The organism is Streptomonospora litoralis (genome assembly GCF_004323735.1).
Lineage (GTDB): Bacteria > Actinomycetota > Actinomycetes > Streptosporangiales > Streptosporangiaceae > Streptomonospora > Streptomonospora litoralis.
In genome coordinates, this window is sequence record NZ_CP036455.1 from 25,042 (window position 1) to 38,205 (window position 13,164).

8 protein-coding genes and 1 CRISPR repeat array are annotated in these 13,164 nt (G+C 71.6%); of the genes, 6 read left to right on the plus strand and 2 right to left on the minus strand.

Going from position 1 to position 13,164, the window contains the following annotated elements; genetic code table 11:
* Window positions 1-2 precede the first annotated feature (2 nt).
* Together cas1e and cas2e are read left to right on the plus strand one after the other, a co-directional pair.
* Window positions 3-956 (plus strand): type I-E CRISPR-associated endonuclease Cas1e, encoded by a 954-nt coding sequence (cas1e, locus tag EKD16_RS00080; RefSeq protein WP_131096490.1) that lies wholly within the window; start codon window positions 3-5, stop codon window positions 954-956.
* A complete protein-coding gene (gene cas2e, locus EKD16_RS00085) occupies window positions 953-1,303 on the plus strand; it encodes a type I-E CRISPR-associated endoribonuclease Cas2e (protein WP_131096491.1) in 351 nt (116 codons plus the stop codon). The genes cas1e and cas2e overlap by 4 nt, the downstream gene beginning before the upstream one ends.
* A gap of 90 nt (window positions 1,304-1,393) precedes the next feature.
* Window positions 1,394-5,457: direct repeats of the CRISPR family, unit length 29 nt; unit sequence GTGCTCCCCGCGCACGCGGGGATGGTCCC.
* Between the two features lie 203 nt (window positions 5,458-5,660).
* Here the strand turns inward: cas2e and EKD16_RS00090 are convergent.
* Entirely contained in the window at window positions 5,661-6,464 is an 804-nt protein-coding gene (locus tag EKD16_RS00090) for an SAM-dependent methyltransferase (RefSeq protein WP_131096492.1), read from the minus strand.
* A 383-nt stretch (window positions 6,465-6,847) separates the two neighbouring features.
* Here EKD16_RS00090 and EKD16_RS00095 point away from each other — a divergent pair, with 383 nt between their 5' ends.
* A complete protein-coding gene (locus EKD16_RS00095; protein ID WP_131096493.1) occupies window positions 6,848-9,058 on the plus strand; it encodes an NB-ARC domain-containing protein in 2,211 nt (736 codons plus the stop codon).
* 26 nt (window positions 9,059-9,084) lie between these two features.
* On the opposite strand, the gene EKD16_RS00100 is transcribed toward EKD16_RS00095, so the two are convergent.
* Complete coding sequence (locus EKD16_RS00100; RefSeq protein ID WP_131096494.1) at window positions 9,085-10,764, minus strand: translation initiation factor IF-2; 1,680 nt, start codon at window positions 10,762-10,764, stop codon at window positions 9,085-9,087.
* 428 nt (window positions 10,765-11,192) lie between these two features.
* Here EKD16_RS00100 and EKD16_RS00105 point away from each other — a divergent pair, with 428 nt between their 5' ends.
* The 3 genes from EKD16_RS00105 (at window position 11,193) to EKD16_RS00115 (ending at window position 13,149) form a co-directional block, all read left to right on the plus strand.
* Complete coding sequence (locus tag EKD16_RS00105) at window positions 11,193-12,014, plus strand: SAM-dependent methyltransferase (RefSeq protein WP_131096495.1); 822 nt, start codon at window positions 11,193-11,195, stop codon at window positions 12,012-12,014.
* Between the two features lie 214 nt (window positions 12,015-12,228).
* On the plus strand, window positions 12,229-12,735 hold the full coding sequence (locus EKD16_RS00110; RefSeq protein WP_131096496.1) for a hypothetical protein: 507 nt from the start codon (window positions 12,229-12,231) through the stop codon (window positions 12,733-12,735).
* A gap of 42 nt (window positions 12,736-12,777) precedes the next feature.
* On the plus strand, window positions 12,778-13,149 hold the full coding sequence (locus EKD16_RS00115; protein WP_131096497.1) for a hypothetical protein: 372 nt from the start codon (window positions 12,778-12,780) through the stop codon (window positions 13,147-13,149).
* Window positions 13,150-13,164 lie beyond the last annotated feature (15 nt).

Consider the following 13,164-nt stretch of genomic DNA (forward strand, 5'->3'; position numbering starts at 1 on the left):
CCATGGCCACGGCCGGCAGGCGCAGCGCCTCCACACCCCGCGAGCTGACCCGCGTCGCAGACCGGCTCTCCTTCGTCTACCTGGAGCGGTGCACGGTGCACCGCGACGCCAACGCCATCACCGCCGAGGACGGCGACGGCACCACTCATATCCCCTCGGCCACCATCGGCACCCTGCTGCTGGGCCCCGGCACGCGGGTCACCCACCAGGCCATGAGCGTGCTGGGCGAGTGCGGCGCCGGCGTGGTGTGGGTGGGCGAGCGCGGCGTGCGCTTCTACGCGGGCGGCCGGTCGCTGACCCGCTCGGCCGCACTGGTCGAAGCCCAGGCGCGGGCGTGGGCGAACCGGGTGGCGCGCCTGGAGGTGGCGCGCGCCATGTACCGGATGCGTTTTCCCGACGAGGACACGGCCGGGCTGACCCGCCAGCAGCTCCTGGGCCGGGAAGGCAAGCGGGTCAAGGAGTTCTACCGCAAGGACGCGGCGCGGGTGGGCATGCGCTGGACGGGGCGGCGCTACGTCCCTGGCGACTTCGACGCCGGGGACCCGCTCAACCAGGGGGTGACCGCGGCCGCCCAATGCCTCTACGGCGTCTGCCACGCGGTGGTGGCCGCCCTGGGATGCGCTCCCGGGCTCGGCTTCGTCCACTCCGGCCACGAACTCGCCTTCGTGCTGGACGTGGCCGACCTGTACAAGACCGAGATCGGAATCCCGGTCGCCTTCGACACCGCGGCCGAAAGCCCCGAAGACGTCGGTCCGCGTACCCGCCGCGCCCTGCGGGACCGCATCAACGACACCGGGTTCCTGGACCGCTGCGTGAGTGACGTGCAGGGCCTGCTCCTGCCGGACGGGGCGGAGGGCGACCCGGCCGACGCCACGGTCGACCACGTCGGCCTGCAGACCGACCGCGGCGGCGACGTGGAATCCGGACGCAACTACGCCGACGGAGTCATCTGGTGACGGTCATCGTCCTCACCAACTGCCCGGCCGGTCTTCGCGGGTTCCTCACCCGCTGGCTGCTGGAGATATCGCCCGGGGTCTTCATCGGCGGCCCCTCCGCACGGATCCGCGACATCCTGTGGGCCGAAGTGCGGGAGTACGCCGGCAACGGGCGTGCGCTGCTCGCCTACAGCACCGACAACGAGCAGGGCTACACGTTCGAGACCTTCGACCACAAATGGCACCCGGTCGACCACGAAGGCCTGACCCTGATCCGGCGCCCCAGCGAGGAAGCGGCCATCCCGCCGGCGTCCGCGCCCAAGGGGTGGAGCAAGGCGTCCAAACGCCGCCGTTTCGGGAACCGGTGAGGCCGCATGGGTAGTATGGGTTTTTTGTCGGATTCTCGTGGAGTGAATGGAAACGGCCTTCGACGCTGGTAAACCTGCAGGCCATTCAGTGTGCTCCCCGCGCACGCGGGGATGGTCCCGTCTCAAAGGGCAACCGAGCACAAGGCGAACAGTGCTCCCCGCGCACGCGGGGATGGTCCCCTCGGAGAGCAGCGAGCGGAAGTTCTTCCGCGGTGCTCCCCGCGCACGCGGGGATGGTCCCACGAGCGCGCTGCCGCCCGCACCCGGCCTGGCGTGCTCCCCGCGCACGCGGGGATGGTCCCTCGGCGAGCAGCCATGCCCGGTAGGCGTCGGCGTGCTCCCCGCGCACGCGGGGATGGTCCCTGACCACGATCATGTCGAGCGTGCTGTGCTGCGGTGCTCCCCGCGCACGCGGGGATGGTCCCGCGGTGACGCGCACCTGGAATCCGAGCTGCGGGTGCTCCCCGCGCACGCGGGGATGGTCCCGAAAGGCCCTGGTCCGGGAGAACCAGGGCCTTGTGCTCCCCGCGCACGCGGGGATGGTCCCGCCGTCGATCAGACCCTGAATGATGTTCTTCCGTGCTCCCCGCGCACGCGGGGATGGTCCCGACGGAGCGTTACACGCACGTGGCCTCACCGCGTGCTCCCCGCGCACGCGGGGATGGTCCATGATGTTCTTCCCGGCGTTGACCAGGAAGTTCGTGCTCCCCGCGCACGCGGGGATGGTCCACACGTGGTCGTCTCGGCCTCCGGCGGGTTGCGGGGTGCTCCCCGCGCACGCGGGGATGGTCCCAGGCGGCCACGGGGCCGCCGGAAACGGAGAGAGTGCTCCCCGCGCACGCGGGGATGGTCCCAGTTTCCTGATCAGGCGCTTGAACTCTTCGTCGGTGCTCCCCGCGCACGCGGGGATGGTCCCAACTGCTGCTCATCGGCTGAGCGCAACGCTTCGTGCTCCCCGCGCACGCGGGGATGGTCCCTTCGTTCCGTCGATCGTCTGGGTGATCATGCTGTGCTCCCCGCGCACGCGGGGATGGTCCCGCCGCAGGCATCACTGCCGAGTCGGTGTGGGGGTGCTCCCCGCGCACGCGGGGATGGTCCCCGTGAGATCCGCAAGCTGGAAGAGCACCTGTGGTGTGCTCCCCGCGCACGCGGGGATGGTCCCGGCCTGATCGACACCATGACCATCGGGCACCTGTGCTCCTCGCGCACGCGGGGATGGTCCCTGGTGCCCTACCTGCTCGCGCTGGTGCGCGACGTGCTCCCCGCGCACGCGGGGATGGTCCCGACTCCGACGTGACCACCATCGACCTGCCCAGGTGCTCCCCGCGCACGCGGGGATGGTCCCCGACCCGGGGCCGCCCCGCCCAGGGCGGCCCCGTGCTCCCCGCGCACGCGGGGATGGTCCCTCCCACCCGGTGCGGATCGCCGGAACCCCCCAGTGCTCCCCGCGCACGCGGGGATGGTCCCCCGCTGGTCTTCAGCCGCGCGCTGTTCTCCAGGTGCTCCCCGCGCACGCGGGGATGGTCCCCCCTGAGCCACCCACGGACACCCGAGCCACCCGTGCTCCCCGCGCACGCGGGGATGGTCCCCGGGGCAGTGCCGCGTTTCGTCGTCGGCGTACGTGCTCCCCGCGCACGCGGGGATGGTCCCCGGTACACGCGGCGCACCAACACGTAGTTGACGTGCTCCCCGCGCACGCGGGGATGGTCCCGCGCCGGACCCCACCGTCACGGCGCCGCCGGGGTGCTCCCCGCGCACGCGGGGATGGTCCCGCCTCCCCGTCGTCGGCCGGGGGCGACGGCAGGTGCTCCCCGCGCACGCGGGGATGGTCCCAGGAGACCGCCCGCGATCAGCAGGTGTGGCAGGTGCTCCCCGCGCACGCGGGGATGGTCCCCCGTGGCCGCGCAGCACGTGCAGCACCTCCCCGTGCTCCCCGCGCACGCGGGGATGGTCCCGGCACCGCGACAACACCGAAGGAGCCGCGCGAGTGCTCCCCGCGCACGCGGGGATGGTCCCCGGCCGGCGACCGCGGCCGCCACCCGGACCCCGTGCTCCCCGCGCACGCGGGGATGGTCCCATCTGCTTGAAGTTCTCATCGGCCCCGGTGAGGGTGCTCCCCGCGCACGCGGGGATGGTCCCAACGCCGGGAACCAACCGAGCATCCGGCCCGGGTGCTCCCCGCGCACGCGGGGATGGTCCCCACGAGCGCACCGTCGCGCCGATCGTGGAGGTGTGCTCCCCGCGCACGCGGGGATGGTCCCCACGAGCGCACCGTCGCGCCGATCGTGGAGGTGTGCTCCCCGCGCACGCGGGGATGGTCCTCACCGCCGGTGTCCGGGGTGTCCGGGGTCTGGGTGCTCCCCGCGCACGCGGGGATGGTCCTCCGTACAGCCCATCATGGGACCGATCCGGTTTGTGCTCCCCGCGCACGCGGGGATGGTCCCTGCTGGCTCTTGCAGGCGTCCAGAGCGTGGCGGTGCTCCCCGCGCACGCGGGGATGGTCCCGATCCGCGCGCTCTACGACGTGGCCTGCACCGGTGCTCCCCGCGCACGCGGGGATGGTCCCCAACACCAGGGGAAGTCCATGAGCCGTATCCAGTGCTCCCCGCGCACGCGGGGATGGTCCCGAACCGCTGTCGCACCCGCTGATCGACCCCGCGTGCTCCCCGCGCACGCGGGGATGGTCCCGCCGAAGCCGCCGGATGGGAAGTCGATCTCGAGTGCTCCCCGCGCACGCGGGGATGGTCCCCGCTCCTCCGAAGCCCAAGCCCTCTACGAACAGTGCTCCCCGCGCACGCGGGGATGGTCCCGTCCAGCACTTCGCCGCCGCCGGAGCTGAGACGTGCTCCCCGCGCACGCGGGGATGGTCCCCGGCCGCGAGGTTGCCGACGGAGCGGCCGAGGGTGCTCCCCGCGCACGCGGGGATGGTCCCGTTCGCTGGGTCTCGGAGGGGCCGCGCAGGGTGTGCTCCCCGCGCACGCGGGGATGGTCCCCGCCTGGGTCGGTTCTGCGACCAGGCGGTTGCGTGCTCCCCGCGCACGCGGGGATGGTCCCTGGCGGCAGGCCACCGAGGATGACCACTCGTGGTGCTCCCCGCGCACGCGGGGATGGTCCCCCCATGGGCGAGGTGCCCATGGTCGAGCTGCCGTGCTCCCCGCGCACGCGGGGATGGTCCCGCGGAGGGGCAGGCAAACGGAATCGATCCGATGTGCTCCCCGCGCACGCGGGGATGGTCCCCCCATCACCGCGCCGGGGGAGGCGGGCAGCCCGTGCTCCCCGCGCACGCGGGGATGGTCCCCCCGTCCGCTTACCCGCACCGGTGAGCCCGCCCGTGCTCCCCGCGCACGCGGGGATGGTCCCCCGGTGATGTCCTCCACCTGCTGGGCGCGTGCGTGCTCCCCGCGCACGCGGGGATGGTCCCGCCGGCACGACGACCTTGCGCCACAGCCAGAGGTGCTCCCCGCGCACGCGGGGATGGTCCCGAGGCGAACTTGCGGCCAAGCGAACAGGACGTTGTGCTCCCCGCGCACGCGGGGATGGTCCCGCCACCGACACGACCCGCTCGGCGTCGTCGTCGTGCTCCCCGCGCACGCGGGGATGGTCCCCGGCATCGCCGAGGAGGGCGACGGGCAGGCGGGTGCTCCCCGCGCACGCGGGGATGGTCCCCCCGACGCGCGGGCGCTCTATCGCGTGTCCAAGTGCTCCCCGCGCACGCGGGGATGGTCCCAGCGGCCGGTATGACGCACCTACGCGACGTCAGTGCTCCCCGCGCACGCGGGGATGGTCCCCGCACGTCCGGGCTGGACTCCAGCGTGCGGGTGTGCTCCCCGCGCACGCGGGGATGGTCCCCGCACGTCCGGGCTGGACTCCAGCGTGCGGGTGTGCTCCCCGCGCACGCGGGGATGGTCCCTCGCCCTGGACTCCGCGGATCACGTAGTCGCCGTGCTCCCCGCGCACGCGGGGATGGTCCCTCGCCCTGGACTCCGCGGATCACGTAGTCGCCGTGCTCCCCGCGCACGCGGGGATGGTCCCCGCAACCGCACCGCACCCGCCAGGACTGCCGCGTGCTCCCCGCGCACGCGGGGATGGTCCCGTCACGGCGGACGCGAAATCGACCGAACCGCCGTGCTCCCCGCGCTCGCGGGTACGGTCCACCGGAGGCGCTGCCGATCCACCAAGTTGTTCGCGGGCTACTGCGGTGCCCGACGGAGCTTCAGGTGCGCCAGCCGTCGTGCTTCGGCATCCAGGTGCCAACAAGCGGGCACCACAGCGGTTTCCCACTGCGGGCCCGGAGTCGGCAAACTCGATACCTGGTCAGCTGACGCTTCGTGCGGAGTCTATGCCCGAGGGGGTGGAGCTAGGGTTTCCGGGCCACCGCACCGTACCCGTCGACCTCGGGAGGTGTGCCGAAGACGTTTGGTTCGGGGCGCCACTGGGTGATCGAGACCAGGCCCGGATCGACCGGATCCAAGCCCTCGAAGAACCCGCCGATCTCCTGTGGGCTGCGTTGGAGGTAGGGGACCGCCCCGCTTTCGTTGTACTGCTCCTGGGCTGCTGCTCCGCCTTCGCTGACGACATTGGTGCCGTCGTTGATGACGAGGTAACTGCCCGGCGGCAGGGCGGCCACGAGCCGCTGCACGATGGAACGGGCTTCGGTGTAGTCGGCGACGTGGCCGAGGATGCCCATCAGCATCAACGCCACGGGCTGAGAGAAGTCGAGGATGCCGCGGGCCCGACCGAGAATGTTTTCGGGATCGCGCAAATCGGCTTCGATGTAGTCGGTCGTCCCCTCCGGTGTGCTGGTGAGTAGGGCCTGTGCATGCAGGAGCACCAGCGGGTCGTTGTCGACGTAGACGATCCGTGACTCCGGCGCGAGCCCTTGGGCGACCTCGTGCGTGTTGTCGGCGGTCGGCAGGCCCGTACCGATATCGAGGAACTGCCGCAGGCCGACCTCGCCCGCCAGGTAGCCCACAGTTCGGGCGAGAAACGCCCGCGAGGCACGAGCCAAGTGCGTGACGCCGGGGAAGACGCGGGCATACTCCGCACCGGCGACGCGGTCGGCGGCGTAGTTGTCCTTACCGCCGAGCCAGTAGTTCCACACCCGCGCCGAGTGGGGAACCGAGGTGTCCAGCCGATCCCCCGCCGAGTCGCCTGCAGTCACGAGCCCATCCCTTCGTCACCCGGTGTTGCACCGCGCGACATAAGCACCAGAGGCCCTGATAATGCCCGAATGCGGCAGCATCCGCATCAGTGCCGGATACGCGCGGTAGGGGCTGTCCTCACAGGTGTTCCGGTCGCTCATCCCGCGGAGAGGCAGTCCTTGCATCCGGCGTTCCGTAGCCCGCAGCAGTACGAACTCCTATCGACGACTCCCATACAGGGTCCCGTACGCCGGTGCCGGCCGCCCAACGGGCGAATACCGGAGAAGCCGCGAACGGTCGATGTGTCGCCGAGGCTCCCGTGAATGGGCCGTAGGCTCTAGGATCGGCCGGGTGGCGCAGCGCACAAACTGCGCTCCTGCGAGCGGTTCTCGGGAGGCCATCGGTGTCGGGCACGCACCACAACGAGGCAGGCGAGATCTCGGGTATGGGCGTCCAAGCTCGTGATGTCGGTGACATCTACGTGCAACTTCCCCCGTCGCCCGCGCCGCCTCCCGCGCCCCGGCAGTTCCCGCCGGCCGACCTCAGGCACACCGACCGCGAAGCCGAAACCGAGCGCGTCGAAGCCGTCATCCGCGAGGTGCTGCGCGTCGGACGCAGCGGCCTCGTGCTGCTGCTGGGTCGGGCCGGCATCGGCAAGAGCGCGCTCCTCGCCGAGATCGGCAGCAACTCGGTCGGCCGCTTCGACACGGGCACGGCCTACTGCGATCTCACCACCGGGCGCGATCGCGAGGGCAACGTCGACTTCTCGTCCGTGCTGCACGGGATCCTGCGGGCTTTGCACGTGGCCGACCCCGAGAAGACGACCGACGTCCGTGCTCTCCAGCGCCGCCTCAGCGAGCTCACTACAGGCCGCAACTTCCTCCTGCTCCTCGACGGTGCACGTGCCAAAGCCGAGCTCGACCAGTTCGTCCTGGGAACCGGCCCGAATCTCGTGGTGGCGGCGTGCGACCCGGAATTCACCGGCGCCGACGAGCTGATCCGAAACGGTGCCGAACCGGTTTCCCTGCATCCGCTGCGCGCCCCCGACGGGCTGCGGCTGCTGAGCGCCTTCCGCACGGTCGACCGCCGGATGGACGATCGCGACGAGCGTGAGAGCGCCCGCGAACTGGTGGAGCTGTGCGGCGGACTGCCGCCGGCGCTGCGGATGGCGGCGGGCCTGCTGGAATCCGACGAAGGTCTCAGCATCGCCGAGCTGGTCGCGGCGGTCGTGGAACGACAGCGGACCGTTCCCGGCCTTGCGGGGACCGAGGCGGTGACCGACATCGCCGTTTCCGGTCTGGGGGCCGCGGAGCGGCGGCTCCTCGAACGGCTTGCCGCCAATCCGAGCGTGTACTTCCCACCCGGGCTGGCCCGCCAGGCCGTGGGTGAAGAAGCCTCCGAGGTCGTGGACCGGTTGGCGGCCGCGGGCGTACTGCGTCCCGCTCAGGGCTCGCTGCGTGCCGTTGCCGAACCGGTGCGCGATCGCGTTCTCAGCAGCGATGCCTGGGATCCGGCGCAGCGGGCGGTCGATGCCGCCGCGGTCCTGCGCTTCTTCACGGTGTCGCACCACCGGGCCGACCTGGCCGCGGCCGGAGAGCGCTACCGGCTCGCCGACGACCTGGACACGGCGGAACTCACCATCGCGCCCGCCGACTACGCGCAGCCGTTCGAGGACAAGCGCGGTGCAACCGATTGGCAGGACAGCCACCTCGTCCACACCTCCGAACTCATGCGGCTGGCCGTCGATCTCGACCGCCCCGTTGCGGCGCTGCTCCTAGCCGACTCCTGCTGGCCGGTCTGCTACGGCAGGCGGCGCCTTGCGGCCGGATCCGCCATCTACGCCTATGCGCTCAAGGTCGCCAAGGCCGCGGGCCATCGCGTGGCCGAGGCGCGCTGTGCCTCCTACCTCGCCCGACTGTCCATCGAGACCGGCGCGATGAACCGGGCGGAGTCGTTGCTGAACGAAGCGGCGGAGGCTGCGGCGGCCGCGGGCAGCGATCTCGCTCTCGCCGTGGTCCACGAATCCCGCGGGATCCTCAAGCGCAGACACCCTGAATCCGACACAGGGGAGGCCGAAGAGCACCTGGCCCGCTCGCGGGAGATCCAACGCCGCCTGCGCCGCCCGCGCGGCGATGCCATGCAGACCTACCAACTGGGCGCCGAAGCGCACAGGCGCGGGGATCTGGCGACGGCTGAGGCGGAGCTGCAAACCGCCGAGCGGATTGCCGAACACCGCCTCGCCGAGCTCCAGGCCACGCATGGGCGTCCGCAATGGGCGGTTGCCGACTGGCGACTGCTGCGGGCACGGGTGCAGCTGTCGCTGGCACGCACCCTGTTCGACCGAGGACGACACGAACATGCCCGCGTGAAAGCCGACTCCGCTTGGCGGGTGTTCACCGAATCGGCCGAACCCGTCAAGGAGATCCAGACGATGATGTTCCTCGCCGCGCTCGCGGAACACCGGGGCGGTCGGCAGTCGGCAGAGGAGCTATACCGGCGAGCCGAGACGGTGGCGGATCACTATCACCTCGAATCGGTGATGCGCGAGGCCCGCAAGGAGTTCCCGGACGCGGCAGCCGCCGACCCCGGAAGCGAACCGGACACCGGCGGCTGAACGGGTTCTGATCCCCGGCCGCACGCTTAGAAGTCGGCACCGGCTAGGAACTCATGGCCTGCCGGAGGTGGAAGGGCGCGCAGCCGCACCAGCCGGGCGCCGAGTGCCACTTCAATAGTGCTGCGCCACTCGTCCCACGGTCGCCCCTCTCGCGCCCATCCGCTCGCCACAGCTGCCACCACCGCCGCGTCGAGCGCCGGGCCGTCGCCGCGTACCCGCATCGCGCGTCCGCACCGGTGGAGAAGCAGCATCGAGTGGCTCCCGGTAGTCGCGACGGCGAGCGCGGCTTTGGGATAGGTGGCGAGCCGGTCGCGCAACCAGACGAGGGCGTCCGTTTCCGATTGCTCGCGGCGATGCGACCAGGCATCGGCTGATCCCCACCGCGGCATGATCGCGTCCTCGGCGTCGACGACCAGCGGGCGCTCGCCCGCGCCGTGCGTCGGCGCACCGGCGGGAAAGCGGCGCAACCGTACCGGAGCCGACCGCCGGGTACCCACCGGGGCAGAGTCGAGCTCGACGCGCCATGCGGTCGGATCGTCGCGCTGTTCGGGCAGGTCGGGCAGCGGTAGGTAGTGCGCCGGGGTCGCCGGTTCGGGCAGCGAAAGCAGGGAGTAGAGCAGAGCACGCAAGTGCTGCGCTGATGCTCCTTGGTGCTCGATCAGCAGGTCCGCCGTCGGGGCAGGGGCGCGGCCGATTGCGTGCGCCACCTGAGGTGCGAGCGGAGATTCGGTGTTCAGGTGCGCTGATCTCGCTCCGAACGCGTGCAAGGGCGACTGCGGATCGAGGTCGGTCGCGTCGAAGGCCGCCAGTAGCACAGGGCGTCCAAGTGCCGCGGCGTAGTAGGTGACCGAGCCGATGTCGCCGATCACGAGGTCGGAAGCGATGATCGCGGCCCGCCAGCCCTCGTTCGGCGGGATCAGCACCAGTCCGGCCTCGATCTCGTCGGCGAACCACAGCTCCAACTGGGCCCTGCCGCGCTGCTGCCAGATGTTGGGGTGGGCGATGAGCGCGACGCGGTACTCGTCGTGGGGGAGCTCGGACAGCAACGCGCGCACGAGATCGCGCTGGGTACCCAAGAGCGAGCCCTGGTTCCACGTCGATGAGAGCACGATCAGGCGGCGGCTACCCGTGTCCAGGGCGGTGCGATACCGTTCGCGGCGTCCTATGGCGGCCAGCATCCGGTCGAATCCGGGGTCGCCGACGACGACGCCGCGACCGTCGGCGGGCGGGCACGCCTTCGCGAGCCGGTGCACCTGCTCCGTGTGCGACAACGCGATCCGTGTCGGGACCACGCTGCCGTTGTGCAGCAGTTCCGAGGCATCCAGACCTGAAGCGTGTGCGAGGGACCCCGGTGCCGACCCGACCCGGCGGTTGTGGCCGGCACCATGCGGCATGAGGAGCAGGGGGGTCGCGAGCCGGTGCAGTTGGCCTTTCGCGCTTGCGGCCAGTGTGAGATCGAAGCCGGCGGCCGTGTCGAGCGCTTGGGCCCATGGCAGCACCCGGGCGACGCCCGCGTCGCGGAGCAATTCGACCACACCGCTGCCGGACGCCGATCCGGGACTCGTCGTGAAGGTGATGCCGATCCGGTCCTCGGCGAGCAGGGCGCAGACGTCCAGGAGCCGGCCGGCAGCGGGCACACTGCGCGCGACGGCGAGCACTTCGCGTTCGGGGATGATGGTCCCCCATGCATCGGGCATGCGGTTCATGGGTGACGACGGTTCCCTGGCGACTGATCGGCTGCATCGCGACCGGACCCAGTGGCCCGATCGGCTGATCAGCCTAGGGCACGACGCCCGGACGCGACGATAGCGAGCGCTGCGGCGAACCGGGCGGCGGCACCCGGGCTCGCCCCCCGCGGCCAGGGGCCGGTGACCGCCGCCCCGTCAACCGCAGGCCCGGTCCATCGCCGCCCCGCTGGCCGCCGCCACCGGCGAGCACCGGTACCGACGTCCGCGGGCCGGCGGTGTCGCGGCCCTTTCCCAGTCGGACCGTGCGCACCGCAGATGCACGCCGGTGTCGGCTTTGCCTATCCTTGACCGACCGGGCCCAGCCGAGAGCGGACTTCCAGGTGTCCAGGCGCCGGCGGGCTCCTTGCCGAGGGGCGTTCCCGATTGCCGACTGAGGTGGGTACCGCATGACTGAGGGCTTCTTCTCGCCCGTTCCGTCCGACACCGAGCCCGCGCCGGAGTTGGACACCTCCGTGCCGCATTCGGCCCGGATCTGGAACTACTGGATGGGCGGCAAGGACAACTTCGCGATCGACCGCGAAGTGGGCGATCAGGTGTACGCGTCCTTCCCGGAGATCACCGACCTGGCCCGCTCCAGCCGGGAGTTCCTGATCCGGGTGGTGACCTACCTGGCCGGCGAGGCGGGCATCCGCCAGTTCCTCGACATCGGCACCGGAATGCCCACCGCCAACAACACCCACGAGGTCGCCCAGGCCGTCGCGCCGGAATGCCGGGTGGTCTACGTGGACAACGACCCTTTGGTGCTGGTCCACGCGCGCGCCCTGCTTGTCGGGTCGCCCGAGGGCGTCACCGACTACATCGACGCCGACCTGCGCGACCCGGACGCGATCCTGGAGCGGGCCGCCGACGTGCTGGCTTTCGACCAGCCGGTCGCGCTCATGCTGCTGGGGATCCTCGGCCACATGCCCGACGAGGAGGTGCAGCCGATCATCCGCCGGCTCATGGGCGCGCTGCCTTCGGGCAGCTATCTGGCGATGTACGACGGCACCAACACCAGCGAGGCGTACAACGCGGCTATGGAGAGCGGGAACGATCAGGGCGGCCTCCCGTACTGGTTGCGCAGTCCCGAGGCGATCGAAAGCCGCTTCGACGGTTTGGAGCTGGTGGAGCCGGGCGTGGTCCCGTGCCCGATGTGGCGTACCGACTCGGTCGAGGTGGGCACGCGGCGCGGCATGGACCAGTACGGCGGGGTGGCACGCAAGCCCTGACCGACCTCGATCGCCCGGGCAGTGCGCCGGCCGCGTGAGTGACCGTTACCGGCCACTGTTCCCTGCAGCTGGAGGGCCGGGCGGTGAAAGGGGCGCGACCAGCGGCCTTTCGTCCGCGGGCGCGGACAGCGCATTTTGTCCGGCTCGGAGGCGCCGGCCGCCTCCTCTAAAGTGAGCCGGGGTACGGGAGCTCGGGTAGGGAGGCGGGTAGGGAGTGCTCGATGCTCTGGTCGGTGTGCTGGGAGAGGTCAGCAAGGCGCTTTCCAGCGGCGACGGACTCCGCCTGCTCATCTACGGCAATACCGCCGTCCTGCTGGCGATCAACTCCATCGCCGGCCGCAGCACCGCGCGCAAGCGCTACGAGGCGCTGCGGAACAAGGCACTTACGGCGGGCGGCCCTCTCACCAAGCAGCGGCACGCCACAGAGCGGTGGGGGGAGCACCAGCGGTTGCGCGGAGAACTCCTCAAGGAGCGCGTCGACGCACGCGCCGACCGCGCCAAGGCGGCCGAACAAGAGGCCCGGCGGGCCCAGAACACCGAACGGGGCGGCTACGGCCTGGTCTCGGCCGCGCGCAATGTCGCCGACGCCCTCAAAGAGGCCGACGAGCGGCGCGCCAAGGCGGACGCGGAGAGGCCGAAACTGCACGTGCCGGAGACGACCCGGCGCACTCGGTCGCAGGGCAGTACCCCGTCGGACCCGGAGACGCGGGGACGCCGGTAGGCCGTCGGCCGCCGTAGCAGCCGCCGCAGAAAGGGAGCGTGCATGGACGCACTTCAGTGGCAGATGGTCGCCGTGGCAGGGGTGGCGACGCTGCTCCTGATCGCCGACCTCGCGCTGCGTCGCCGCCGGAGCCGCACCGGGGCCACCTCGCCCTCGGCCGACGGCTTCGACGCGATGGCCGCCGCGCGCCGCCACCTGGACGCTGCGGGCCTCCCGTTGGCCAGGCAGGAGGCCACCGCGCAGAGCCGTGTCGACATGCTCGCCGAGGCGGTGGAGGACGCCGCCGCGGGGCGGGACCTCGTCACTCTGGCAGACGTCGCCCGGCAGGTTCGCACGACCGACCGGCAGTTCGCCCATGCCGAGCGGAGCGTGGACGCGGTGATCGGGACGAAGGGGGCCACGGATGGCGGGTGACAGTCCCGGGCGTGG

Coding starts and splice junctions, on each gene's coding strand:
- cas1e (WP_131096490.1), top strand. CDS start 3: ATGGCCACGGCCGGCAGGCGCAGCGCCTCCACACCCCGCGAGCTGACC.
- EKD16_RS00100 (WP_131096494.1), bottom strand. CDS start 10,764: ATGAACCGCATGCCCGATGCATGGGGGACCATCATCCCCGAACGCGAA.
- EKD16_RS00115 (WP_131096497.1), top strand. CDS start 12,778: ATGGACGCACTTCAGTGGCAGATGGTCGCCGTGGCAGGGGTGGCGACG.
- EKD16_RS00105 (WP_131096495.1), top strand. CDS start 11,193: ATGACTGAGGGCTTCTTCTCGCCCGTTCCGTCCGACACCGAGCCCGCG.